We start from the raw sequence: 23,463 nt of genomic DNA, 5'->3' as shown, positions 1-23,463 counted from the left end.
AATAGCCTTTGTTTACAAAATAGTTTTGCTTTCAAAGCAAAACTCCCTCTCGTCATCAGGCTATAACCGGCGGTCGCGGTGCGCGGCACGTCGTGGAAGGGGCATGGACATGACCGAACCGGAGCGGATCCAGCCGGGAGAGTTCAACCGGGCGATCATCGCGGAGTTCCGCGCGAACGGGGGCGAAGTCGGCGGGATGTTCGAGGGGGCGCCGCTGCTATTGCTCACCACCGTCGGAGCGAGAACCGGACGTGGGCATACCGTGCCGGTCGTCTACCGCCGCGACGGTGCCCGCGTGCTGGTGTTCGGATCCAACGCGGGCGCGGACATCCATCCCGCCTGGTTCCACAATGTGCGGGCGAATCCGCAGGTCACCGTGGAGATCAGGGCGGGGGACCGGATCGAGACCTACGTGGCCGACGCTCGAATTCTGCAGGGCGCGGAGCGGGACCGGCACTACGCCGCGCAAGCGAGCGACGATCCGGCCTTCGCCGCCTATCAGGCGGCGACCGATCGGACCATCCCCGTGGTCGCGGTGGAGCGGGTGACACCTGCCGGGCTGGGCCGGCGCCGCTTCCTGGTGGGAGCGGGTGCCACCGTCACCGCGGCGGCGGGTGTCGCCGGTGCGACGGCCCTGGCCGGCTCGCCTGAGGCGGCCGCGCCCGGGCAACAGCGCGCGGCGGCGATCGGCGACCACCTCCGTCACGTCCATGCCCAGCTGCGCCGCGATCTCGCCGACGTCCGAACGGGCCTCGAGCAGCACGTACGCGCGCCGGACGGGGTGGGCAAGCCGGAACTGCCGCAGGATCTGCGCACCCATTGTCTCGCGTTCTGCGGCGCGCTCGGCGAACATCACACCGGCGAGGACGGCGTCTTCCCGGCCCTGGCCCGGCTGCACCCCGAACTCGTGCCGGTGATCGACCGGCTGAATCGCGAGCACGGTGTGGTCGCGGGCGCGTTGACCGAGCTGCGGACGCTCCTGCACGCCGCGGAACCGGGCGACCCGGCGCGGCTGCTCGCCGAATTCGACCGCCTCGCAACGGAACTGGAAGCCCACTTCACCTACGAGGAGAACACGCTCCTGGACACGCTGAACGCGACCGATCCGGCCGCGCTCCGGCCCGGTCAGCGGTAGTTGACGAACTGCAGCGCGATCCCGAAATCCTCGCCCTTCAGCAGCGCGATCACCGCTTGGAGATCGTCGCGCTTCTTGCTGCTCACCCGCAGCTCGTCGCCCTGGATCTGCGCCTTCACGCCCTTGGGGCCCTCGTCCCGGATCTTCTTGGAGATCTTCTTCGCGTGCTCGGAGTCGATGCCCTGCACCAGCGAGCCGGTGATCTTGTACACCTTGCCGGAGGAGACCGGCTCGCCCGCGTCGAACGCCTTCAGCGAGATGTCGCGGCGGATCAGCTTCTCCTTGAACACCTCCAGCGCGGCCTTGACGCGCTCTTCCGCCTCCGCGGTGAGCACGATCTTGTCCTCGCCGGACCATTCGATCGTCGCGCCGGTGCCGCGGAAGTCGTAGCGGGTGCCGAGTTCCTTCTCCGCCTGATGCAGGGCGTTGTCGACCTCCTGCCGGTCGACCTTGCTCACAACATCGAAAGACGAATCAGCCACGCTGCGCTCCTGTTCTGACGGTCCGACGGGTGAGCTGAGCGGGACGCTTCCAGCCATCGTCAGTTCTACCCGGAGCACCGAGGGTAGTCGCGTCGCAGGGCCGATAGCCAGCCGGTTTGCATTCAGGGTGCGGGTTCGATGTATTCTGCTCAGCGCGTGAAACAATGCGCGAACGGCAGGTTGCCCGAGCGGCCAATGGGAGCAGACTGTAAATCTGTCGGTGAAAGCCTACGTAGGTTCGAATCCTACACCTGCCACCGTCGTTCGCTGAGTGAGCCCTGTACGCGGAAAGCGCGTACAGGGCTCACTTTGTGTTTCGTGGGGTGCAACCCCCACGCCCCGCCCGGCGGGGCTTCGCCCCCGGACCCCCCTTCCAGTGGTCGCGTTGGTCGCGGGTGTTTCGCTGGTCGTTCGCACGGGCGCGTCGATGGCCGACGTTCCTTGTCGAGCCGGATCGCGTTTTGGTGCGGCCGGGCTCTGTTTCACGGCGATTCGCCGGTCGCTTCGGTCGTCACCGCGTCGGTCGGCCGCTTCGGTTCCGGCCTCGAACCGGCCGCTGTTCGGTCGAAGGCGCACGGCGTGCTCGCTCGAGGCCGCCACATTTTCGGGTTGGCGTGGGACGCGCAGTTCGTGTCCACGCGCAGTGCGCAGTTTGTCTCCACTTGCAGCGTGTTTCTTGTGATCGTTCCTCGGCCACGTTGCGTCGCAGTGGCCAGGTTTGTGGGGGAACGGGCCGTATCTCGCGAGCAGGCGTTACTCCAGAGGGCCGTGAGGTGCGCCGAATCGCTGCGATTGTGCGTGGAAAACAACCCTCTGACCACGCGGTTTGGTACGAAGACCGGTGAGTGTGTAACCTCGTTCAAGACTTCACCGCGCTGAGGTCGAGTATTCGGGGCTCGGTGCGGAAGTAGTCATGCCCCCTTAGCTCAGTCGGCAGAGCGTTTCCATGGTAAGGAAAAGGTCAACGGTTCGATTCCGTTAGGGGGCTCGCCGGATTGCCGGTGGTGACCGACTCGGCATCGCTCCCGTAGTGCGGGCTCGGCACCATGGCAATGCGACGCCGTGGCGGTGTAGCTCAGTCGGTAGAGCAAACGACTCATAATCGTTGTGTCGCCGGTTCAAGTCCGGCCATCGCTACCACAACCCGATACAAGACCATCAGGTACCGGAAAGAAGGCATATCGTGGCCGCGAAGTCCACCGATGTCCGGCCAAAGATCACCTTGGCCTGCGAGCAGTGCAAGCACCGCAACTACATCACCAAGAAGAACCGGCGCAACGACCCGGACCGGCTGGAGCTGAAGAAGTTCTGCCCGAACTGCGGCACGCACCGGGCGCACCGCGAATCCCGCTAGTCCTCCACGCGTGAACTACCGCGTGGTGTAGCGCCGGGAGTCGCATCCCGGTATCTCGGGCCGTGGCACCGCGAGGGCCGGACAACTGTCCGGCCCTGACGCATTTTCACGGTGTGGGTGCGGTGGTGAGCGCTCCGCAGACTCCGGGTGACGGGGTCAGATAGGTACAGTCCTCCCGTGACAATCAACACCGGTACAGACGAAGCGGTCCAGACGGGCGAGCAGCTCGACCCCGCGGCGAACGCCGCGGCGATGGTCGGTCACCACTACCGCGTCGACGACTACTACGAGGTCGGCCGCGAAAAGGTGCGTGAGTACGCCCGCGCCGTGCAGGACTACCACCCGGTGCACTGGGACGAGGACGCGGCGCAGGAGTACGGGTACGACAACCTGCTCGCGCCGGTCACCTTCATCTCCCTGGTCGGGATTCTCGCGCAGCGCAAATTGTTCGAAGAGGTCGTCACCGGCTACGACCTCAGCCAGATCATGCAGACCGACCAGATCCTGGAATTCCATCGCCCGATCAAGGTCGGCGACCAGCTCACCTGCGATGTCCACCTGCACTCGTTCCGGCAGGCCTTCGGCGGCGACATCATCGTGACCAAGAACATCGTCACCGCGCAGAACGACGAACTGGTGCTCACCACCTACACCACCCTCGTCGGGCGCAGCGGTGGCGACATCGACCCGAACCTCAACGCCGCCGTCCGCAACGTGCTCATGCACGGCATCGGCGAGGACGCGCCGGGGCATCACCCGCGCAGCGCGCTCGCGGTGACCGAATCGCCGACTCCGGTCGTGCCGTCCGCGGAAGGGGTGCGCACGAAGCACGCCATCCGCTTCGAGGACGTCTCCGCCGGCGACGAACTGCCCGCGCGCATCGTCCGGCTCACCCGCGGCGATCTGGTGAACTACGCGGGCGTCTCCGGCGACGCCAACCCGATCCACTGGAGCGACGAGGTCGTGAAGCTCGTCGGCCTGGACAACGTCGTGGCGCACGGCATGCTCACCATGGGCCTAGGCGGCGGATTCGTCACCTCGTGGCTCGGCGACCCCGGCGCGATCAAGGAGTACAACGTCCGCTTCACCAGCCCGGTCTACGTGGGCTCCGACGAGGCCGCCGAGGTCGAGTACACCGGTAAGGTGAAATCGGTCGATCCGGAGACCAGGACCGCGGTCGTGGCCATCGTGGCGAAGGCGGCGGGCAAGAAGATCTTCGGCCGCGCCACCGCGACTGTGCAACTGGCCTGACCAGGGACAGCGACCCGGATTGGCTAATGCCGCGCACGGTAACGTACACTCAGGTTTCTGGGGTCGCCAGCCGCTGCGCGCTGCTCTGAGGGGCTGGTTCCAGGCGGTCCGTGAGGATCGTCCAAGGGGCCGGCAACTGCCGGAGTGGCGCGCGTGTTGTGTGACACCAGGGAACAACTGAATATCGAACAGTGGTTGGACAGCCAACACCGTCCGACCAAAGGGGCGTAGCTCAACTGGCAGAGCAGCGGTCTCCAAAACCGCAGGTTGCAGGTTCAAGTCCTGTCGCCCCTGCCCTGGATGCCAGCGACGAGAGAGGACCGACGTGAGCGAGCGTAGCGAGCGAGCCATTGGCACAGCGCGCATCGCGCACGGCGGCACCGAGCGCAGCGAGGAGAAGGCGTGAGCGACGAGCGGGACCCTCGCCGCGGCGCACATGCCGCCGACGACGGCGACGACACCGCCGCAGCGACACGACCGAGCGGAAAGCGTTCCGCCCGGCGGACCCGCACTGCGTCCTCGCAGGTCGATACGGGCGCTGTCGCCACGCTCGACCGTCCGTCGCGGAAGGCAGCCAAGACAACCGACCGGGCCGAACGCAAGACGACGGGTAATCCGTTCAAGCGTTTGCTCAAGTTCCTGCGTGAGGTCATCGCGGAACTGCGCAAGGTGATCTGGCCCAACCGGAAGCAGATGGTCACCTATACGAGCGTTGTTCTGGTGTTCGTGATTTTCATGGTCGCGTACATCAGCGGGTTGGATCTGGCGTTCATCAAGGGCGTCAACTGGCTGTTCGGCTAGCTGAACGACGCCGACGCCGGTAGCCGATCCCGGGGCGGACACGGGTGGAAGCGATTTCGCCGCGCGCCCGGCCCCGGCACGCAGAGGATGTACGTGACGACACAGGAAGCGAGTGCCCCAGTGAGCACCCCGGAGAACGACACACACGACAAGTTCCCGGCCGACGACGCGGTGGCCGAGCCCACCGACTCCGTCGAGGAGTTCGCGACCGACGAGCCCGCGGTCGAGGAATCGGAGCCCGCTGAGCCCGCTGAGTCCGTCCCCGCCGCTCCGATCGATGCCGAGCCCGCCGATCCGGTCGCCGAGATGAAGGCAGCGCTGCGGCGCGCCCCCGGCGAGTGGTACGTGATCCACTCCTACGCCGGCTACGAGAACAAGGTGAAGGCCAACCTCGAGACCCGCGTGCAGAACCTGGACCTGGAGGACTACATCTTCCAGGTCGAGGTGCCCACCGAAGAGGTCACCGAGATCAAGAACGGGCAGCGCAAGCACGTCAACCGCAAGGTGCTGCCCGGTTACATCCTGGTCCGCATGGAGCTCAACGACGAGTCGTGGGGCGCGGTGCGCAACACCCCCGGCGTCACCGGCTTCGTCGGCGCCACCTCCCGTCCGTCGCCGCTGTCCATCGACGACGTGGTGAAGTTCCTCGTGCCCGCCGCCCAGCAGCAGAAGAAGCCCGCTGCCGCGGCCGCGTCGGGGGCCGCCGAGTCCGCGGGTGGCGAGGTCGCGCCGAAGCCGGTCATCGAGGTCGACTTCGAGGTCGGCGAGTCGGTGACCGTCATGGACGGCCCCTTCGCGACGTTGCCCGCCAGCATCTCCGAGGTCAACGCCGAACAGCAGAAGCTCAAGGTGCTCGTGTCGATCTTCGGCCGCGAGACCCCGGTCGAGCTGGCGTTCACCCAGGTCGCGAAGATCTAGATCCGTTCCGTCGACGACGGGATGAATCGGCCCGCGCGGCGGGTTGATTCACAGACTTGCAAAGAGCAAGGACACCAAACACCTAGGAAAGAAAGATGCCCCCCAAGAAGAAGAAGCTCGCCGGGATCATCAAGCTTCAGATCCAGGCCGGCCAGGCGAACCCGGCCCCTCCGGTCGGCCCCGCGCTCGGTCAGCACGGCGTCAACATCATGGAGTTCTGCAAGGCGTACAACGCCGCGACCGAGTCGCAGCGTGGCAACGTCATCCCGGTCGAGATCTCGGTGTACGAGGACCGGTCGTTCGACTTCAAGCTGAAGACCCCGCCCGCCGCCAAGCTGCTGCTCAAGGCCGCAGGCGTGCAGAAGGGTTCGGCGGAGCCGCACCGCCTCAAGGTCGCCAAGGTGACCATGGACCAGGTGCGCGAGATCGCCAAGACCAAGCAGGAAGATCTGAACGCCAACGACGTCGAGCAGGCGGCCAAGATCATCGCGGGTACCGCGCGTTCGATGGGCATCACCGTCGAAGGCTGAGCGGACTCGCTCCCCGGTGGGAGGGCCGGCCAGGCCCGATAACCACGTCTGAACTACCAACACAGCGGCGCGAGCGATGGACTCGCCAGGCGGAAGCCTGCGTGACCACGCAGAGTCCCGGGAGCGCCGCGGATCGAACAGGACAGAGAATCATGGCAAAACGAAGCAAGGCGTACCTCGCCGCGGCCGAGAAGGTCGATCGCACCCAGCTCTACTCTCCGCTGGCCGCCGCGCGCCTGGCGAAGGAGACCGCCAGCACCAAGACGGACGCGACCGTCGAGGTCGCCGTGCGTCTCGGTGTGGATCCCCGTAAGGCCGACCAGATGGTCCGCGGCACGGTCAACCTGCCGCACGGCACCGGTAAGACCGCCCGCGTCATCGTCTTCGCCGCGGGCGAGAAGGCCGCCGAAGCCGAGGCCGCTGGCGCGGATGCCGTCGGCGCCGAGGACCTGATCGAGCGGATCCAGGGCGGCTGGCTGGACTTCGACGCCGCGATCGCCACCCCGGACCAGATGGCCAAGGTCGGCCGGATCGCGCGTGTTCTCGGCCCGCGCGGCCTGATGCCGAACCCGAAGACGGGCACGGTCACCACCGACGTGACCAAGGCCGTCAACGACATCAAGGGCGGCAAGATCAACTTCCGCGTCGACAAGCAGGCCAACCTGCACTTCGTCATCGGCAAGGCGTCCTTCGACGACGCCAAGCTGGTGGAGAACTACGGCGCCGCGCTGGACGAGATCCTGCGTGCCAAGCCGTCGACCGCCAAGGGCCGCTACGTCAAGAAGGTGACGGTCTCGACGAACACCGGACCGGGCATCCCGGTGGACCCGAACCGCACCCGCAACCTCCTCGACGAGGACGCGTAAACAGCGGCTGAGCCGACCGTGACGGCGGGAACGCGTAATGCGTTCCCGCCGTCGCGCGTTTGCGGACTAATCCGCCCGGCGGCGTGGTTGGGGTTCGGTGTGACCGTCGTTCTTCTGATCTCCGGCAGCACTCGCGCCGCCTCCACCAATGCCGCCGCGCTCCGGTCCGCCTCGGCCGTCGCCCCGGACGGCGTCGAAACCGTCTGGTACGACGGTCTCGCGGACTTGCCCGCGTTCAACCCGGACGACGACGGCACCGCTCATCCCTCGGTCGTCGCGCTGCGCGAACACCTTTCGCGCGCCGACGCCGTGCTGTTCTGCACCCCCGAATACGCGGGCACCTTGCCGGGCAGCCTGAAGAACCTGCTGGACTGGACCGTCGGGACCGGTGATCTCTATCGCAAGCCGGTCGCCTGGATCACCGTGGCGGCCCCTGGGCGTGGTGACGGCGCGACCGCGACGCTGCGCAGCGTGCTCGGCTATGTCGGGGCCGAGATCGATCCGGATGTCTGCCGGCGATTGCCCGTGCTGCGCGAGGAGGTCGGCCCGGACGGGCTGATCGCCGACGCCGAATTCCGGTCCGGCGCCGTGGCCGCGTTGCGCGGGCTCGCCCGGTTCGCGGAAAGCGCGACGCCGTGAGAAGAGTCACCGGCAGGTGCGGAGCGGCTGGCATCGAACGGGCGTGACGGAAAGGCGTGGCGCCGCACAACGATTCGACGACCGGCAGGTTTCGGTCAGGCGTCCTGCCCGGGCCCGTTTTGGCAGATGGGAACCCGTCCGGGTACATTGGACACCAGTTATCGACGAGTTCGATCGCTACCCAATCCGTTCTACCGAAGACCGTTGGTCGCCGAGCCCGCATGGGTTCGGTCGAAGGTCCGGCGACATTGCCGGCGGCCCACGCAGGGAGAGCCGAGGCTGGGAATTGATCCGGGTACGTCCCGGCTCGGTTTTCTGTTGCGCCCCGGAACGCTCTGCGTTCGGGGCGTTTGTTTTGTCGCCGGCCCCTGATCGGTAGTTCGCGTACACGAACCGACCAATCAGAGAGGAGGCGAAGTATGGCAAAACCCGAGAAGGTCACCGCGGTCGAGGAGATCGCGGAGCAGTTCAAGAGCTCGACGGCCACCGTCGTCACGGAATACCGTGGCCTGTCGGTCGGCAAGCTCACCGAGCTGCGGCGCGCGCTCGGCGCCGACGCCACGTACTCCGTCGCCAAGAACACCCTGGTCAAGCGTGCCGCCGCCGAGGCGGGCGTGGAAGGCCTCGACGAACTGTTCGTCGGGCCGACCGCGATCACCTTCATCACCGGTGAGCCGGTCAACGCGGCCAAGGCCCTGAAGACCTTCGCGAAGGACAACAAGGCGCTCATCATCAAGGGCGGCTACATGGACGGCGCGCCGCTGTCCGTGTCCGAGGTCGAGCGGATCGCCGACCTGGAGACCCGTGAGGTGCTGCTGGCCAAGCTGGCCGGCGCGCTCAAGGGCAACCTCGCAAAGGCCGCCGGTCTGTTCAACGCTCCCGCCTCGCAGGTGGCCCGCCTGGCCGCCGCGCTGCAGGAGAAGAAGCAGGCCGAAGAAGGCGGATCTGCCGCCGAGTAATGCCGTGTGGCACGACTCCCCGCTCAGACATTCACTACCGAAAGGAAAACAACAATGGCCAACGTTGACGAACTGCTCGAGACCTTCGGCAACATGACCCTGCTCGAGCTGTCGGACTTCGTGAAGAAGTTCGAGGAGAAGTTCGAGGTCACCGCGGCTGCTCCGGTCGCCGTCGCCGCCGTCGGCGGTGCCGCCGCTCCGGCCGAGGCCGTCGAGGAGCAGGACGAGTTCGACGTCGTGCTCGAGGGTGCGGGCGACAAGAAGATCCAGGTCATCAAGGTGGTCCGCGAGATCGTCTCCGGCCTGGGCCTGAAGGAAGCCAAGGACCTGGTCGAGAGCGCCCCGAAGCCGATCCTGGAGAAGGTCGCCAAGGACGCCGCCGAGGCCGCCAAGGCGAAGCTGGAAGAGGCCGGCGCCAAGGTCTCGGTCAAGTAATTCACGACCGAACACGCCGAACGGGCGATCCCCTGTGGGGGATCGCCCGTTCGCGTTTTCCGGCAATCTCGCCGCTATCGTCGATACCGAAACTATTGCGGAGTTACTACGCAGTCAGGTTGGGGTGTGCCCGATCTGTCCCATGAGTTACAGTGACCGAACCCACTGTGACGTGACGCACCGCGATATCCGAGCGCGCGGTTCGCCGGTGGGCAGCTCGCTGAGAATTGTGGAGGTTGGCGTGGGCGTCGAGGTCAGGACCGAGAGTGTAACCAAGTCTTTCGGTTCCCAGCGAATTTGGCAGGACGTGTCTCTGACGTTGCCCTCGGGCGAGGTCAGCGCGCTGCTGGGCCCATCGGGCACCGGTAAGTCGGTGTTCCTGAAGTCGCTGATCGGACTTCTGCGCCCCGAGCGCGGCTCGATCTACATCGACGGCACCGATATCACCACCTGCTCCAACAAGGAGCTCTACGAGATCCGCAAGCTCTTCGGCGTGCTGTTCCAGGACGGCGCGCTGTTCGGCTCGATGAATCTGTTCGACAACGTGGCCTTCCCGCTGCGCGAGCACACCAAGAAGAGCGAATCCGAGATCAAGAAGATCGTCATGGAGAAGCTGGAGCTCACCGGTCTGCTCGGGGCCGAGGGCAAGCTGCCCGGCGAGATCTCCGGCGGTATGCGCAAGCGCGCCGGACTGGCCCGCGCCCTGGTGCTGGATCCGCAGATCATCCTCGTCGACGAGCCGGACTCGGGTCTGGACCCGGTCCGCACCTCGTACCTGAGCCAGCTGCTGATCGACATCAACGCTCAGATCGACGCCACGATCCTGATCGTCACGCACAACATCAACCTGGCGCGCACGGTGCCGGACAACATCGGCATGCTCTTCCGCCGCCAGCTGGTCATGTTCGGCCCCCGCGAGGTGCTGCTCACCTCGGACGAGCCGGTGGTCAAGCAGTTCCTCAACGGCCGCATGATCGGCCCGATCGGTATGTCCGAGGAGAAGGACGAGGCGCAGATGGCGCGCGAGCAGGCGCTCGTGGACGCCGGGCACCACCACGGCGGCGCCGAGGAGGTCGAGGGCATCATCCCGCAGATGCGCGCGACCCCGGGTATGCCGGTGCGCCAGGGCGTGCTTCGCCGCAAGGAACGTGTGCGCGAAATCATGCACACGCTGCCGCATGCGGCCCAGGTCGCGATCCGCGAATCACTTGCGGAGAACGACGATACGCAGGTGATGGCGTACAACAGCGGCGACCTGGCTAATTATCAGGGCGGCTCGTACGACACCACCGTGCGACACAACACAACTAACGGGTAACATCTGCGATCGTGAATTCGACCCTGGCGCGATTGCGAACTCCCCTGGAGTCGGGGTTTGCCCAGGCCGGCAATATCTTTGCGCTGCTCATCGACGTTTTGCGGAAGACATTCCGTCGCCCCTTCGAGTGGCGGGAGTTCATCGAGCAGTCGTGGTTCATCGCGAGTGTCTCGATCCTGCCCAGCGCGCTGGTCGCGATTCCGTTCGGCGCGGTCGTGGCACTGCAGACCGGTTCGCTGATCAAACAGCTCGGCGCGGAATCGTTCACCGGCGCGACCAGTGTGCTGGCAACCGTCCAGCAGGCGGCTCCCGTCGTGACGGCCCTGATCATCGCGGGCGCGGCCGGGTCGGCGGTGGCCGCCGATCTCGGCTCGCGCACCATCCGCGAGGAGATCGACGCGATGGAAGTGCTCGGCATCGATCCGGTCCGAAAGCTGGTGGTGCCGCGCGTGCTCGGCATGATGCTGGTCGCGCTGCTGCTCAACGGCCTGGTCTCGGTGGTCGGCATCGCGGGCGGGTACTTCTTCAACGTGCTGCTGCAGGGCGGCACGCCCGGCGCCTACCTGGCGTCGTTCTCCGCGCTCGCTCAATTGCCAGACCTGTGGATCGGCGAGATCAAGGCGGCGGTGTTCGGTCTGCTCGCCGGCGTCATCGCCGCGTACAAGGGGCTGCATCCCAAGGGGGGCCCGAAAGGAGTCGGTGACGCGGTGAACCAATCCGTGGTGATCACGTTCATGGTGCTGTTCTTCGTGAATCTCATCCTGACCCTGGTGTACCTACAGGTCGTTCCGGCCAAGGGCGCCTGACCGATGGCCACGTCGTACCGAACCCCGGTCGCCAAGTCCATGCGCCGGGTGGGTGAAATCGCTCGGATGCCGCTCAACGTGATCGATCGCGCGGGCGAGCAGATGTCGTTCTACACGCGAGCCATCGCGTGGATCCCGCGGACCGCGGTGCACTACCGCAAGGAAGTCATGCGGCTGCTCGCCGAGGTCACCTTCGGCACCGGAGCTCTCGCGGTGATCGGCGGCACCATCGGCGTCATCGTGTTCATGTCCGGTTCCGTCGGTGTCGTCGTCGGGCTCCAGGGCTTCAAGGCCCTCGACGCGCTCGGCAGCTCGGTGCTCACCGGCTTCCTCACCGCCTACATCAACACCCGCGAGATCGCGCCACTGGTCGCCGCGCTCGCCCTGTCCGCCACGGTCGGTTGTGGTTTCACCGCGCAGTTGGGCGCCATGCGGATCTCCGAGGAGATCGATGCGCTCGAGGTGATGGCGGTGCCGGGCGTGCCGTTCCTGGTGACCAGCCGGGTGATCGCCGGATTCCTCGCGGTGATCCCGCTCTACATCGTCGGGCTGCTCGGCACGTTCCTGGCGTCGCGGGCGATCAGCATCTGGTTCAACGGGCAATCCAGCGGGTCCTACGACCACTACTTCAGTTTGTTCCTGCCACCGGAGGACGTGCTCTATTCGTTCCTCAAAGTGCTGGTCTTCGCCTTCGTGATCATCATGGTGCACTGCTACTACGGGTTCCACGCCACCGGCGGACCGGCAGGCGTCGGCGTCGCGGTCGGCCGCGCGGTCCGCGCCGCGATCGTCCTGGTGAATGTGCTCGACTTCTTCCTCAGCCTCGCGATCTGGGGCACCACCACCACGGTGCGGGTGGCCGGATGAGCCGCACCCAGGCCTTGCGCTCGACCGCGAAACTACGCATCCGAGTGCTGGGGATCGCCTTCTTCGTCGTGGTCGCGTTGTTCCTCTGGACCACCGTCGCGATCTACAACAAGCAGTTCGTGCGCACCGTGCACGTCGACTTGATCACCGACAGCGTGGGCAACGCGCTGACCCGCAATGCCGACGTGAAGGTGCGCGGCATCACCGTCGGCGAGGTGCGCTCGAGCAGTTCCGAGGGTGGCGAGGTGACCTTGGACTTGGCCATCAATCCGGACAAGGCGCAGCAGATCCCGGCCAACGCGACCGCGCGCCTGCTGCCCAAGACGCTGTTCGGCGAGCGCTATGTGGATCTGGTGATCCCGGAGAACCCGAGCCCCCAGCATCTGACCGACGGCCTGACGCTGCACCAGGACGTCAGCGGCAACGCCATCGAGCTGAGCAAACTGCTCGACGACCTGCTCCCGCTGCTGCAGTCCATCCCGCCGCAGGATCTCGCGGCCACCCTCGGCGCGCTGTCGCAGGCGCTGGCCGGTCGGGGCTCCGCGCTCGGCGAGACCGTGGACAAGCTGGACGACGCCTTCCGTCAGGTCAACGTGGTGCTGCCGGACCTGCAGGCGGACCTGCGCAGCTTCGCGGAGGTGGCGGCCACCTATTCCGACGCTGCCCCCCAGCTGATCCAGGCACTGGACAACCTGCGCACGACCAACGCCACCATCGTGCAGCGGCGCACCGACATCGACGTCCTCTACGCGACGTTGACGCCGACCGCGGCCACCACCACCGATTTCCTGATCGCCAACCGCGACAACATCATCGACGTGGCCGCCGATTCCCGGCCCGCGCTGGAGCAGCTGGCCTACTACTCGCCGAACTACGCCTGCTCGCTGGCGAACTTCGCACAGCTCAAGCCGCGCATCGATCGGATCTTCGGTAAGGGCACCGACCTGCCCGGCTCGCGGGTGACCATCGAACTCACCAACACGCGCGGCAAGTACCTGCCCAACCAGGACGAACCGCGCTGGCTGGACCCCAGGGGGCCGTGGTGCATCCCAGAGATGCCGCTGGGCGTCGACCCCGGCCAATACACCGGCGGCCCGAACAACGACGGCTCCTACGCCGTCCCCAGCCGCAACCCCGGTGACCAGCAGATCGGAAATCTGGAACCGCCGCAGTTCGGCGTCCACCCGGCGAGCAAGATGCCGACGATCGCCGGTTCGCCCATGGAGCAGCAGTCGCTCGGCGCGATCTACGGCGCGGCCAATGGCGTCGCTCCGGATCAGGTGCCCGGCTGGGTGACCAGGGCCGGTGCGCCCGCGTTCCGCGGAAGCGAGGTGAGCGTGCGATGAAGCAGCATCTGCGCGGCCTGGGCGGCCCGCTGACCAAGCTGGTCATCTTCGTCGTGGTGACCCTGTTCGTGACGGTCATGCTCGCGCTGTCCATCGCCAACTACAGCGGCGGCGGCACCGGGTTCAAGGCCAGGTTCACCGACGTCACCGCGCTCAATCCCGGCGACGAGGTCCGCATCGCGGGCGTTCGGGTCGGCAAGGTCACCGACGTCTCGATCGTGGACAAGCGCCTGGCCGAGGTGAAGTTCGAACTCAGCGACCGGGATTGGCTGCCGTCATCGACCACCGCCACGATCAAGTACCGCAACCTGGTCGGCCAGCGCTACATCGCGCTTGAGCAGGGGACCGGCGAGCAGGGCCGCAAGCTGAACGAGGGCGGCACCATCCCGCTCGAGCACACCAGGCCCGCGCTGAACCTGACCACGCTGTTCAACGGCTTCCGGCCGCTGTTCCGCACACTGACCGCCGACGACGTCAACAAGCTGTCGTTCGAGATCATCCAGGTCTTCCAGGGCGAGCAGGGCACCATTCACGATCTGGTGGCGACCACAGCGAACCTGACCAACAAGATCGCAGACAAGGACGCGGTGATCGGTGAGCTGACCCGCAACCTGACCGCCGTGCTGGACACCGTGAACCAGCGCGACGATCAGTTCGACCAGTTGATCGTGAACACCGAGGCGCTGATCAGCGGCCTGAACGCCGAGCGCGACACGATCGGGCGCTCGGTGACCTCGCTCGCCGACCTGACCTCGGCGACGTCCGACCTGCTCGTCCCGGTGCGCCCGACGCTGCAAGGGTCGATCGCGGGCCTGAGCCAATTGACCGGCACGCTCGACGAGCGCCAGGACGAGGTGAACGAAGCGCTGTACAACCTGCCGCTGAAGATGGAGAAGCTCGGCCGCGCCGCCAGCTACGGCTCCTGGTTCCAGTTCTATCTGTGCGGCATCGACATCGTCGTGGGACCGGGCGCCGTCGACGCGCCGCAACTCAACCTGCCCGCGGGCATGCCGACGATCAATCAGCCGCTGTACACCAACGCCGCGCCGCGCTGCCACGGGAAGGCTCGCTGATGGACGACCGCATTCTGCTCGGCAAGCGCAGCCCGGCGTTCCTGGGCGCGCTCGGCATCGCCGTCGTGCTGTTGGTGACGGTGTCGGCCTTCTTCCTGGATCGGTTGCCGATCATCGGGGCGGGGACGAAGTACACCGCGGAATTCAGCGAGGCGGCGGGCCTGAAGAAGGGCAACGAAGTCCGGGTGGCGGGCGTCAAGGTGGGCTCGGTGTCCGATGTCCGGCTCGACGGGGACCGCGTGCTCGTGGACTTCCGCACCAAGGACACCTGGATCGGCAACGAGACCACCGCGTCCATCCAGATCAAGACGCTGCTCGGGCAGAAGTACCTCGCGCTCGACCCGAGGGGTTCCAAGCCGGCCACGCCGAGTTCGCGGATCCCGCTCTCGCGCACCGTCTCCCCGTACGACGTGGTGGACGCGTTCACCGACGCCGCGCGAACCCTCGACCAGATCGACACCACGCAGCTGGCCAAGAGCATGCAAGTGCTGTCGGAGGCGTTCGAGACGACGCCGCCGGAGATCCGCGGGTCCATCGACGGTGTCGCCCGGCTGTCGGAGACGCTGGCCAAACGCGATCAGGAGCTGAAGAAGCTGTTCGCCGCGACCAGGCAGACCACCCAGATCCTCGCCGACCGCAACGCCGAGTTCGAGCGGCTGCTGGCCAACGGCGGCCAGCTGCTGGCCGAGCTGAACATCAGGCAGCAGTCGATCAAGCAGTTGCTGGTCGGCGCGCAGACGGTGTCGACCGAACTGAGCGCCCTCGTGCACGACAACGAGGAGCAGATCGGCCCGGCGCTGAAGAATCTGCGCGCCGCGATCGATCTGCTCAACTCCAACCAGCAGAACGTCTCCAAGACGCTGGAACTCGCGGCGCCGTTCTACAGCCTCTACGCCAACGTGCTCGGCACCGGACGCTGGTTCGACGCGGTGATCGTCAACGTGCTGCCGCCCGCCCTGCCCGACATCCCCGGCTACCGTCAGCCGATCCGCACTCTGGGAGGTAACTGACGTGGCGGACAACTGGCGTAGCGATCCGGTCGGCGCGGTGCGCGGTTCCAGCCGCGGCGCCAAGGTGGGCATCGCGCTGGTCCTCGTCCTCGCCGTGCTGGTCGCGGTGGTGCTGTGGTGGCTGTTCAACCGGCTGACCACCACCAAGATCACCGCTTACTTCGATCGCTCGGTCGGCATCTACGAGGGCTCGGACGTCCGGATCCTCGGCGTGCCGGTCGGTTCGGTGGATTCGGTGGAGCCCCAAGGCGATCAGGTCAAGATCGTGATGAGCGTGGACCGCAAGTACGACGTGCCCGCGGGCGCGCGGGCCGCGCAGATCACGCCCTCCATCGTGTCGGACCGCTACATCCAGCTCACCCCCGTCTACACCGGTGGCCCGAAGATGGCGCGCGACGCGACTATTCCCCGCGAGCGCACAGCCACGCCCGTCGAAGTGGACCAGCTGTACAAGAGCATCACCGAACTCTCCGAGGCGCTGGGACCCAACGGCGCCAACGCCGACGGAGCGGTGAACGACCTGGTGCGCACCGGCGCGGCGAACCTGGCGGGCAACGGCGAGGCGCTGGCCAACAGCCTCACCCAGTTGTCCCGGGCGGCCCGCTACCTGTCGGACGCGCGTGGCGACATCTTCGACACGGTCAAGAACCTGCAGTCCTTCATCACCATGCTGGCCCAGAACGACCAGCAGGTGCGGCAATTCAACACGCAGCTGGCCGACCTGTCGACGTTCCTCGCCGACGAGCGGCAGGATCTCGGCGCGGCACTGAATCTGCTGTCGATCGCGCTGGGCGACGTCGCGCGCTTCATCGACGACAACCGGGGCTTGATCGCGAGCAATGCCGAAGGGCTGATCCAGCTCACCAAGACGCTGTCCGATCAGCGCGACGACGTGGCAGCCCTGCTGCCTGTCCTGCCGTTGGCGTTGAGCAACCTGATCAACGTGCACAATGCCGAATCGGGCACCCTCGACATGCGCGCGAACTTCCCCGAAACCCAGGACCCGTTCGGCGCGGTGTGCAAGATGCTGGACCTGTCCAAACTGATGCCCGGCGATCCCAAGTTCGAGGCGCTCGGCAAGCAGATGCGGCCGATCCTGGACCACTGCAAGGAGATCACCGACCAGATCACCGCCGGGGTGCAGACTCCGACGTTGAACCTGCCGTTCGGCATCCTCAGCGGCGAGAACCAGCAGCGTGACCCGGTCCCGGGCACCGTGCCCGGCACGCCGTCGGACCGGCTTCCGCCGTCGCAGGGAGGGGAGCGATGAGCATTCGAATCCGTTCCGTCGCACGCGGTCTCGGCGCGGTGCTGGCGCTCGGCCTGTCCGCGACGCTGGTCACCTCGTGTGCCTCCGACGGCATCTACAGCGTGCCGCTGCCCGGCGGCGCCGACGTGGGCGAGCACCCGATGCACATCGACATCCAGTTCGACGACGTCCTCGATCTGGTCCCGCAGTCCGCGGTCAAGGTCGAGGGCGTGCCGGTGGGCCGGGTCGAGAAGATCAGCATCGGCAAGGATCAGTGGACCGCCACCGTGCGCGCCTTGGTCAACTCGTCGGTGAGCCTGCCCGCGAACGCGCACGCCGAGGTCCGGCAGTCGAACCTGCTCGGCGAGAAGTTCATCGAGCTGTCCCGCCCCTCGGCCGATCCGGAACCCGGCAGGCTGGCCGACGGCTCGGTGATCCCGGTCGACCGCACCCGGCACGCCACCGAGATCGAACAGGTGCTCGGCGCGCTGTCGCTGCTGCTCAACGGCGGCGGCGTCGCGCAGTTGCAGCCGATCGTCACCGAACTGAACAAGACATTCGGCGGCCGGGAAGACCGGGTGCGCTCGCTGATCGAGCAGGCGAACACGCTGATCGGCGGCCTGAACCAGCAGGTGGACGACATCACCCGCGCGCTCGACGGCCTCGACGTGCTCAGCAGCCGGGTGAGCAGGCAGACCGATCAGATCGGCAAGATCCTCGACCAGCTGCCCCAGGGCATCAAGATCCTGGAGGAGCAGCGCCCGCAACTGATCGCCCTGCTGGCCCAGCTGGACCGGCTCGGTCAGGCGGGCTTCGATGTGCTGAACACCTCGAAGGACGACCTGATCCGCGACCTCACCTCGCTGCGGCCGACATTGCAGGAGCTGGGGCGCGCCGCGCCGGATCTGGTCACGGCGGTGCCGCTGATCCCGACCTATCCGTTCCCCGACTCGGCGCTGGAGAGCACCTTCGGCGGCAGCGTGAACACGTGGTTGTCGGTGGATCAGCAGATCGGCGTCACGCTCAGCAATCTCGGTGTGGGCAAGCCCGATCCGGTGTACATCCCGCCGGTCGGTCCGCCCGTGCCGGTGAACCCGACCAATCCGTATTACAACGGCAACGGCCCGCGTCCGGGCTGGCCCACTGTGTCGATCCTGCCGCTGCCGCCGCTGATGGCGCAGCCGCCCGCACCCGGCGTGCCCGGTCCGGTCGGGGCGATCCTCGAGCAACTCGGCGTAGGGAGTGGTCCGCGATGACCCGTCTGGTGCGGTGGCAGCTCATCGCGTTCGTGGTGATCGCGGTGCTCGGCGTCGTGTACGTCGGCGGCCGGTACATCCGGCTCGACCACATGTTCGGGCTCAACGAGTACACGGTGAAGCTGCGGGCGGCCCAGACCGGCGGCATCTACAAGGGCGCCGAGGTGACCTACCGCGGCGTCCCGGTGGGCCGGGTCGGCGAGCTGGAACTCACCGGTGAGGGCGTCGTGATGAATCTCGTCATCGACACGAGTTCACCGAAGATCCCGGCGTCGGCGAAAGCCGTGGTGGCCAACCGGTCCGCGATCGGTGAGCAGTACGTCGACCTGCAGCCCGACTCGGACGCGGGCCCGTACCTGCGCGACAACTCCGTGATCACCTCGGCGACCCTGCCGGTGCCGGTCGAGGAGCTGGTGTCCAGCGTGGACACCTTCGCGCACTCGGTGGACCTGAACGCGCTCAACACGACGGTTCGCGAACTGGGCAAAGCGTTCGACGGCAAGGGCGACGATCTGCAAGTGCTGATCGACTCGCTGAACAAATTCACCGAGACCTTCCACGCGACGCTGCCGCAGACCGTTCAGCTGATCCGCGACGGCCGCATCGCCCTGGGCACGCAGGCCGAGCAGTCCTCGCAGATCCGCGAGTTCAGCGACGGCCTGGACAAGCTCACCGCCCAGTTGCGCTCCAGCGACCCCGATGTGCGCAGGCTCATCGGCACCGGAACCGACGCGGGTGAGCAGCTCGGCGCGCTGATCGACGAGAGCGGTGGCTCGCTCACCCAGGACCTGGCCAACCTGCGGCTGCTGCTGCAGGCGATCTCGCCGAAGTTCTACGCGATCAAGCCGTTGCTGCAGATGCTCCCGCAGTTGTCGATCGGCGGCTCTTCCACCGCGCCCGGCGACGGGACCAGCCACTTCGGCCTGGTGCTCGAGGTGAACAACCCACCCACCTGTACCGTGGGCTACGAGGGCACGCATCGGATTCTCGAACAGATGAAGGCGCAGAACCCGGACTTCGACGACACGCGCGACGAGTTCCCCTTCAACAAAGACGCCAGATGTCTTGTGCCGTTCGGTAATCCGACCGCCGTCCGGGGTGGCGCGCGAGCCGAATACGCCGATCCGGCCATCGTCCAGCCCTGGGATTCCAACCCCAAAACCGATCCGGAAAAGCTGAACCTGACTCCTGCCGCCGTGCAGCTGTCGACCCTGCTGGGGGTCACGCCGAAGCGGTGACCAGGAGCAATGACGTTAGGGTGTCTCGCGTGAGTGACTGCAGCGAGCGAACCACGGCCATCAGGCCCTGGGGCGCGACCGAGCCGACCGACGGCGAGGCGATGTCGTGACCGCCGATCAGACCAAGCGGTCCGATTCGGCGTCGCAGGACACGCCGGACACCGCGACGACAGCGGCGGACACGTCCGCCCTCTCCGCGAAGCCGGACGCGAGCCCCTCCGCGAAGCCGGACGCGAGCGATCGGAAGTCTGCCGAGCGGACCGGCGGCGCGTCCGAGCACGTGGTCGGCGCCTCCGGGCTCGGCCGGGTGGCCTTGGTCTGCTCCGCCGTGGTGCTCGTGATCGCGTTGGCCGGCGCCGCGTGGTTCGGTGCGGGCTGGGTGCGGGCCGCGCTCACCGACGGCCCGCGCGCGGACGCCCGCGACACCGCGCTGGACGCCGCCCGTCAAGCCGCGATCAACATGACCTCGATGAACCTGGACGACGTGCCCGGCTCGCTGGCGCTGGCCAGGTCCTCGATGACCGGCGCGCTGCTGGACTCGGCCACGAAGAACAAGGACCAGGCGGAGAAGCTGGCCCAGCAGAGCGGGGTCGCGATGAACTCGAAGGTGCTCGGCGCCGCGCTCACCTCGCTCAACAGCGAGGAGGACAAGGCATCGGCGCTGGTCGTGCTGCAAGTCACCGAGAACGGCAAGGACAAGCCCGCCGCCGACTACCGCTACACCTGGACCGTCGACGTGGCCAAGGATGGCGACGTCTGGAAGGCCGAGCAGATCTCCTCGCTCGGCCAGCCGGTGTTGCTGAGCGGCGGCCCCGCCGCGCAGACGTCCGCACCGGCGGGCGAGCAGTCGCCCGCCGTGCCGAAGCCGGGATCGTAGGAGGACACCCATGACGTCTCGCCGACCGGTCAACCGGGTCACCTCCAAGCGCAGGCCCGCCACCGAAACGGCGCGCGCCGCGTCCGCGCGGCCCGCAGCGGCCCGCAAACCGCGCGTGGCGGGAGTTTCCCGTACCGCCGCGGGACAGGACACCCTGCGCGCCGAACAGCGGTCTGTGGCCGCGCCCGGTTCGTCGTGGTGGCGCACGATCGCGTCGCGTGGGAACGGCCGCCCGCGGCGGCGGCCCGCCGGGCGTGCGCGCTGGGGCGTCAGCGCGGCCATGCTGATCGCCGCGGTCCTGCTGGGCGGTTTCGCATGGCTCGCCGCGCAGCAGCCCGGGGTGAACACGTCGAATCAGGCGTATGTGGACAACGAGGCCACCCAGGAGGTGCGGGCGGCCGCCGACAACGCGCTGCGGACCGTCTACGCCTATGACGTGAAGAACATCGACGGGTACCGGGACACCGCGAAGCAGGTGCTCACCGGAAAGATGCTCGCCGATCTGGACAAGTACGCCGACACCACGATTTCGGCCGTCAAACAGGCGCGGACCAGTGCCGACGCGAAAGCTGACCCGATTGCTGTGACGTTGCTCACGGATGATCGCGCGGAGCTGATCGTCAACTTGGTGGTCAGTGCCACCAAGGACGGCGTGGCGCAGCAGAGCGTCGCCGGACCCGTGGTCCTGCACATGCAGAAGGTGGACGGACGCTGGCTGGCCAGCGACATCGTCGACCAGTAGCCGCTACCGCGACGGCCGGGATGACGCAGCGCGGCAGGCGATCTCGACGGCGCCCGGACCGGGCCTGCCACTTGACGAGTTTCGCCCGAACCGTCACGCTATTCACAACAGCGGCAGCTGTCACAGTGGCTTCCAGCGCACCGCGGCTCACGACGCAGCCAGCGAATTCGGCCCGGCGCGCCAGCCATGCGGACGATCACACGGGTGGTACTTTGACACCCCCGTGTACTTGGGTGTAGGTTTGGACGTTGCGCTGGCTGCCTCCTGTCCATACCTCGAATCGCACTCGTGAGTTCACCCTTCCGGTGTTACTTCCGTTGGTGCCTGTTTCGAGTTTCGTTCGGGTAGTAACCAGCGGAATTCGTAGCAGACAAGCGACGGTCGCGGACCACCACGCGACGCGCGTGAGGTGCTGGAAGGACGCATCTTGGCAGTCTCCACCCAGACCAAGGCAGTTGCCGGAATCCCCGGAGCCCCGTTGCGGGTGTCTTTCGCGAAGATCCGTGAACCCTTGGAGGTGCCCGGACTTCTCGATCTACAGACGGACTCGTTTTCTTGGCTGATCGGTTCAGCTGACTGGCGTGAGAAAGCCGCGGCCCGCGGCGACGTCGGCCTAGTCGGTGGCCTCGAGGAGGTGCTCGAGGAACTCTCGCCGATCGAGGACTTCTCCGGCTCCATGTCGCTGTCGTTCTCCGACCCGCGCTTCGAGGAGGTCAAGGCCTCGATCGATGAGTGCAAAGACAAGGACATGACGTATGCGGCTCCGCTGTTCGTGACGGCGGAGTTCATCAACAACAACACCGGTGAGATCAAGAGCCAGACGGTCTTCATGGGTGATTTCCCGATGATGACCGACAAGGGCACGTTCATCATCAACGGCACCGAGCGTGTCGTGGTGTCGCAGCTGGTGCGTTCGCCGGGTGTCTACTTCGACCACAGTGTCGACAAGGGCACGGAGAAGGATCTGCACAGTGTGCGGGTGATTCCGTCGCGCGGTGCGTGGCTGGAGTTCGACGTGGACAAGCGCGACACCGTGGGTGTGCGCATCGACCGCAAACGCCGCCAGCCGGTCACCGTGCTGCTGAAGGCGCTGGGCTGGACCACCGAGGAGATCGTCGAGCGCTTCGGCTTCTCCGAGATCATGATGTCGACCCTGGAGAAGGACAACACCGCCGGTCAGGACGAGGCGCTGCTGGACATCTACCGCAAGCTGCGTCCGGGTGAGCCGCCGACCAAGGAGTCCGCGCAGACCCTGCTGGAGAACCTGTTCTTCAAGGAGAAGCGCTACGACCTGGCGCGCGTCGGTCGCTACAAGATCAACAAGAAGCTCGGCATCCACGTGGGCGAGCAGGTCGTCGGTTCGGTGCTGACGAAGGAAGACATCGTCAACACCATCGAGTACCTGGTCCGCCTGCACTCGGGCGACAAGACCATGACCGCCCCCGGTGGCGCCGAGGTTCCGGTGGAAGTGGACGACATCGACCACTTCGGCAACCGTCGCCTGCGCACCGTCGGCGAGCTGATCCAGAACCAGATCCGGGTCGGTCTCTCCCGTATGGAACGTGTGGTCCGCGAGCGGATGACCACTCAGGACGTCGAGGCGATCACGCCGCAGACCCTGATCAACATCCGCCCGGTCGTCGCCGCGATCAAGGAGTTCTTCGGAACCTCCCAGCTGTCGCAGTTCATGGACCAGAACAACCCGCTGTCGGGCCTGACCCACAAGCGCCGCCTCTCGGCGCTGGGCCCTGGTGGTCTGTCCCGTGAGCGCGCCGGCCTGGAAGTCCGTGACGTCCACCCGTCGCACTACGGCCGGATGTGCCCGATCGAGACCCCGGAAGGCCCGAACATCGGCCTGATCGGCTCGTTGTCGGTGTACGCGCGGGTCAACCCGTTCGGCTTCATCGAAACGCCGTACCGCAAGGTCGTCGACGGCCGGGTGACCGACGAGGTTCGTTACCTGACCGCCGACGAGGAGGACCGGCACGTTCGCGCGCAGGCCAACTCGCCGGTCGACGCCGAAGGCCGCTTCCTCGAGGACCGCGTGCTGTGCCGGCGTGGCAATGAGGAGAACGAGCTCGTCGCCGCCAACGAGGTCGACTACATGGACGTGTCGCCGCGTCAGATGGTGTCGGTCGCGACGGCGATGATCCCGTTCCTCGAGCACGACGACGCCAACCGCGCCCTGATGGGTGCGAACATGCAGCGTCAGGCGGTTCCGCTGATCCGTTCCGAGGCCCCGATCGTGGGCACCGGCATGGAGCTGCGCGCGGCCGTGGACGCGGGTGACGTGGTGGTGAACGAGAAGCCC

General features: G+C 66.7%; 23 protein-coding genes and 4 tRNA genes. 26 read left to right on the top strand and 1 reads right to left on the bottom strand.

Features of this window, described 5'->3' with window-relative positions; translation table 11 throughout:
- Positions 1 to 109 precede the first annotated feature (109 nt).
- Positions 110 to 1,135 carry a nitroreductase/quinone reductase family protein gene (locus tag ON29_RS37680; RefSeq protein WP_063825379.1) on the top strand — a complete coding sequence of 342 codons (1,026 nt, stop codon included), beginning with the start codon at positions 110 to 112 and terminating at the stop codon, positions 1,133 to 1,135.
- Here the strand turns inward: ON29_RS37680 and ON29_RS25960 are convergent.
- A complete protein-coding gene (locus ON29_RS25960) occupies positions 1,126 to 1,617 on the bottom strand; it encodes a YajQ family cyclic di-GMP-binding protein (protein WP_040870325.1) in 492 nt (163 codons plus the stop codon). The genes ON29_RS37680 and ON29_RS25960 overlap by 10 nt on opposite strands.
- Before the next feature lie 174 nt (positions 1,618 to 1,791).
- On the opposite strand from ON29_RS25960, the gene ON29_RS25955 reads away from it, so the two are divergent.
- The 25 genes from ON29_RS25955 to ON29_RS25835 form a co-directional block, all read left to right on the top strand.
- A tRNA-Tyr gene (locus ON29_RS25955) sits at positions 1,792 to 1,874 on the top strand.
- Between the two features lie 658 nt (positions 1,875 to 2,532).
- Positions 2,533 to 2,605, top strand: a tRNA-Thr gene (locus ON29_RS25950).
- Between the two features lie 76 nt (positions 2,606 to 2,681).
- Positions 2,682 to 2,757: transfer RNA gene (locus ON29_RS25945), tRNA-Met, on the top strand.
- 43 nt (positions 2,758 to 2,800) lie between these two features.
- On the top strand, positions 2,801 to 2,971 hold the full coding sequence (rpmG, locus tag ON29_RS25940; RefSeq protein WP_011211653.1) for a 50S ribosomal protein L33: 171 nt from the start codon (positions 2,801 to 2,803) through the stop codon (positions 2,969 to 2,971).
- Positions 2,972 to 3,154: 183 nt separating this feature from the next.
- A complete protein-coding gene (locus tag ON29_RS25935) occupies positions 3,155 to 4,222 on the top strand; it encodes a fused (3R)-hydroxyacyl-ACP dehydratase subunits HadA/HadB (protein ID WP_051175603.1) in 1,068 nt (355 codons plus the stop codon).
- 221 nt (positions 4,223 to 4,443) lie between these two features.
- Positions 4,444 to 4,516: transfer RNA gene (locus ON29_RS25930), tRNA-Trp, on the top strand.
- A 108-nt stretch (positions 4,517 to 4,624) separates the two neighbouring features.
- On the top strand, positions 4,625 to 5,023 hold the full coding sequence (gene secE, locus ON29_RS25925; protein ID WP_040870321.1) for a preprotein translocase subunit SecE: 399 nt from the start codon (positions 4,625 to 4,627) through the stop codon (positions 5,021 to 5,023).
- Positions 5,024 to 5,143: 120 nt separating this feature from the next.
- Positions 5,144 to 5,941 (top strand): transcription termination/antitermination protein NusG, encoded by a 798-nt coding sequence (nusG, locus tag ON29_RS25920; RefSeq protein ID WP_040870319.1) that lies wholly within the window; start codon positions 5,144 to 5,146, stop codon positions 5,939 to 5,941.
- 95 nt (positions 5,942 to 6,036) lie between these two features.
- Positions 6,037 to 6,471, top strand: a complete 435-nt coding sequence (gene rplK / locus ON29_RS25915; RefSeq protein ID WP_040870318.1) for a 50S ribosomal protein L11 — start codon at positions 6,037 to 6,039, stop codon at positions 6,469 to 6,471.
- A 152-nt stretch (positions 6,472 to 6,623) separates the two neighbouring features.
- Complete coding sequence (gene rplA / locus ON29_RS25910; RefSeq protein ID WP_040870317.1) at positions 6,624 to 7,337, top strand: 50S ribosomal protein L1; 714 nt, start codon at positions 6,624 to 6,626, stop codon at positions 7,335 to 7,337.
- 99 nt (positions 7,338 to 7,436) lie between these two features.
- The gene (locus ON29_RS25905; protein WP_040870315.1) at positions 7,437 to 7,976 is read left to right on the top strand and encodes an NADPH-dependent FMN reductase; all 540 of its coding nucleotides are present in this window, start codon (positions 7,437 to 7,439) and stop codon (positions 7,974 to 7,976) included.
- A 419-nt stretch (positions 7,977 to 8,395) separates the two neighbouring features.
- Positions 8,396 to 8,935, top strand: coding sequence for a 50S ribosomal protein L10 (gene rplJ, locus ON29_RS25900; protein WP_040870314.1), 540 nt, complete (start codon positions 8,396 to 8,398; stop codon positions 8,933 to 8,935).
- Positions 8,936 to 8,989: 54 nt separating this feature from the next.
- Positions 8,990 to 9,370, top strand: a complete 381-nt coding sequence (rplL, locus tag ON29_RS25895) for a 50S ribosomal protein L7/L12 (protein WP_039802004.1) — start codon at positions 8,990 to 8,992, stop codon at positions 9,368 to 9,370.
- Between the two features lie 241 nt (positions 9,371 to 9,611).
- A complete protein-coding gene (locus ON29_RS25890) occupies positions 9,612 to 10,688 on the top strand; it encodes an ABC transporter ATP-binding protein (protein ID WP_040870444.1) in 1,077 nt (358 codons plus the stop codon).
- Positions 10,689 to 10,699: 11 nt separating this feature from the next.
- Positions 10,700 to 11,494 (top strand): MlaE family ABC transporter permease, encoded by a 795-nt coding sequence (locus tag ON29_RS25885; protein ID WP_051175592.1) that lies wholly within the window; start codon positions 10,700 to 10,702, stop codon positions 11,492 to 11,494.
- 3 nt (positions 11,495 to 11,497) lie between these two features.
- The gene (locus ON29_RS25880) at positions 11,498 to 12,361 is read left to right on the top strand and encodes an MlaE family ABC transporter permease (protein ID WP_040870310.1); all 864 of its coding nucleotides are present in this window, start codon (positions 11,498 to 11,500) and stop codon (positions 12,359 to 12,361) included.
- Entirely contained in the window at positions 12,358 to 13,707 is a 1,350-nt protein-coding gene (locus ON29_RS25875) for an MCE family protein (RefSeq protein WP_040870309.1), read from the top strand. The genes ON29_RS25880 and ON29_RS25875 overlap by 4 nt, the downstream gene beginning before the upstream one ends.
- Positions 13,704 to 14,780 (top strand): MCE family protein, encoded by a 1,077-nt coding sequence (locus ON29_RS25870; RefSeq protein ID WP_174371861.1) that lies wholly within the window; start codon positions 13,704 to 13,706, stop codon positions 14,778 to 14,780. The genes ON29_RS25875 and ON29_RS25870 overlap by 4 nt, the downstream gene beginning before the upstream one ends.
- Positions 14,780 to 15,790: an MCE family protein gene (locus tag ON29_RS25865; RefSeq protein ID WP_040870307.1), complete on the top strand. Its 1,011-nt coding sequence runs from the start codon at positions 14,780 to 14,782 to the stop codon at positions 15,788 to 15,790. Before ON29_RS25870 ends, ON29_RS25865 begins: the two co-directional genes overlap by 1 nt.
- A 37-nt stretch (positions 15,791 to 15,827) precedes the next feature.
- Positions 15,828 to 17,060 (top strand): MCE family protein, encoded by a 1,233-nt coding sequence (locus ON29_RS25860; protein ID WP_040870439.1) that lies wholly within the window; start codon positions 15,828 to 15,830, stop codon positions 17,058 to 17,060.
- Positions 17,057 to 18,295, top strand: coding sequence for an MCE family protein (locus tag ON29_RS25855; protein WP_051175591.1), 1,239 nt, complete (start codon positions 17,057 to 17,059; stop codon positions 18,293 to 18,295). Before ON29_RS25860 ends, ON29_RS25855 begins: the two co-directional genes overlap by 4 nt.
- Positions 18,292 to 19,533, top strand: coding sequence for an MCE family protein (locus tag ON29_RS25850; protein ID WP_040870306.1), 1,242 nt, complete (start codon positions 18,292 to 18,294; stop codon positions 19,531 to 19,533). Before ON29_RS25855 ends, ON29_RS25850 begins: the two co-directional genes overlap by 4 nt.
- Positions 19,534 to 19,639: 106 nt before the next feature.
- Entirely contained in the window at positions 19,640 to 20,410 is a 771-nt protein-coding gene (locus tag ON29_RS25845) for a hypothetical protein (RefSeq protein WP_245549113.1), read from the top strand.
- 10 nt (positions 20,411 to 20,420) lie between these two features.
- The gene (locus ON29_RS25840; protein ID WP_040870305.1) at positions 20,421 to 21,152 is read left to right on the top strand and encodes a hypothetical protein; all 732 of its coding nucleotides are present in this window, start codon (positions 20,421 to 20,423) and stop codon (positions 21,150 to 21,152) included.
- A 409-nt stretch (positions 21,153 to 21,561) separates the two neighbouring features.
- The coding region (locus ON29_RS25835) for an RNA polymerDNA-directed RNA polymerase subunit B (protein ID WP_040870433.1) at positions 21,562 to 23,463 on the top strand (1,902 nt) is incomplete at its 3' end.

Source organism: Nocardia exalbida NBRC 100660, assembly GCF_000308575.1.
Taxonomy (GTDB): domain Bacteria; phylum Actinomycetota; class Actinomycetes; order Mycobacteriales; family Mycobacteriaceae; genus Nocardia; species Nocardia exalbida.
The sequence above is the reverse complement of the archived record's forward strand: the minus strand, read 5'-3'. Positions and strand labels throughout refer to the sequence as shown.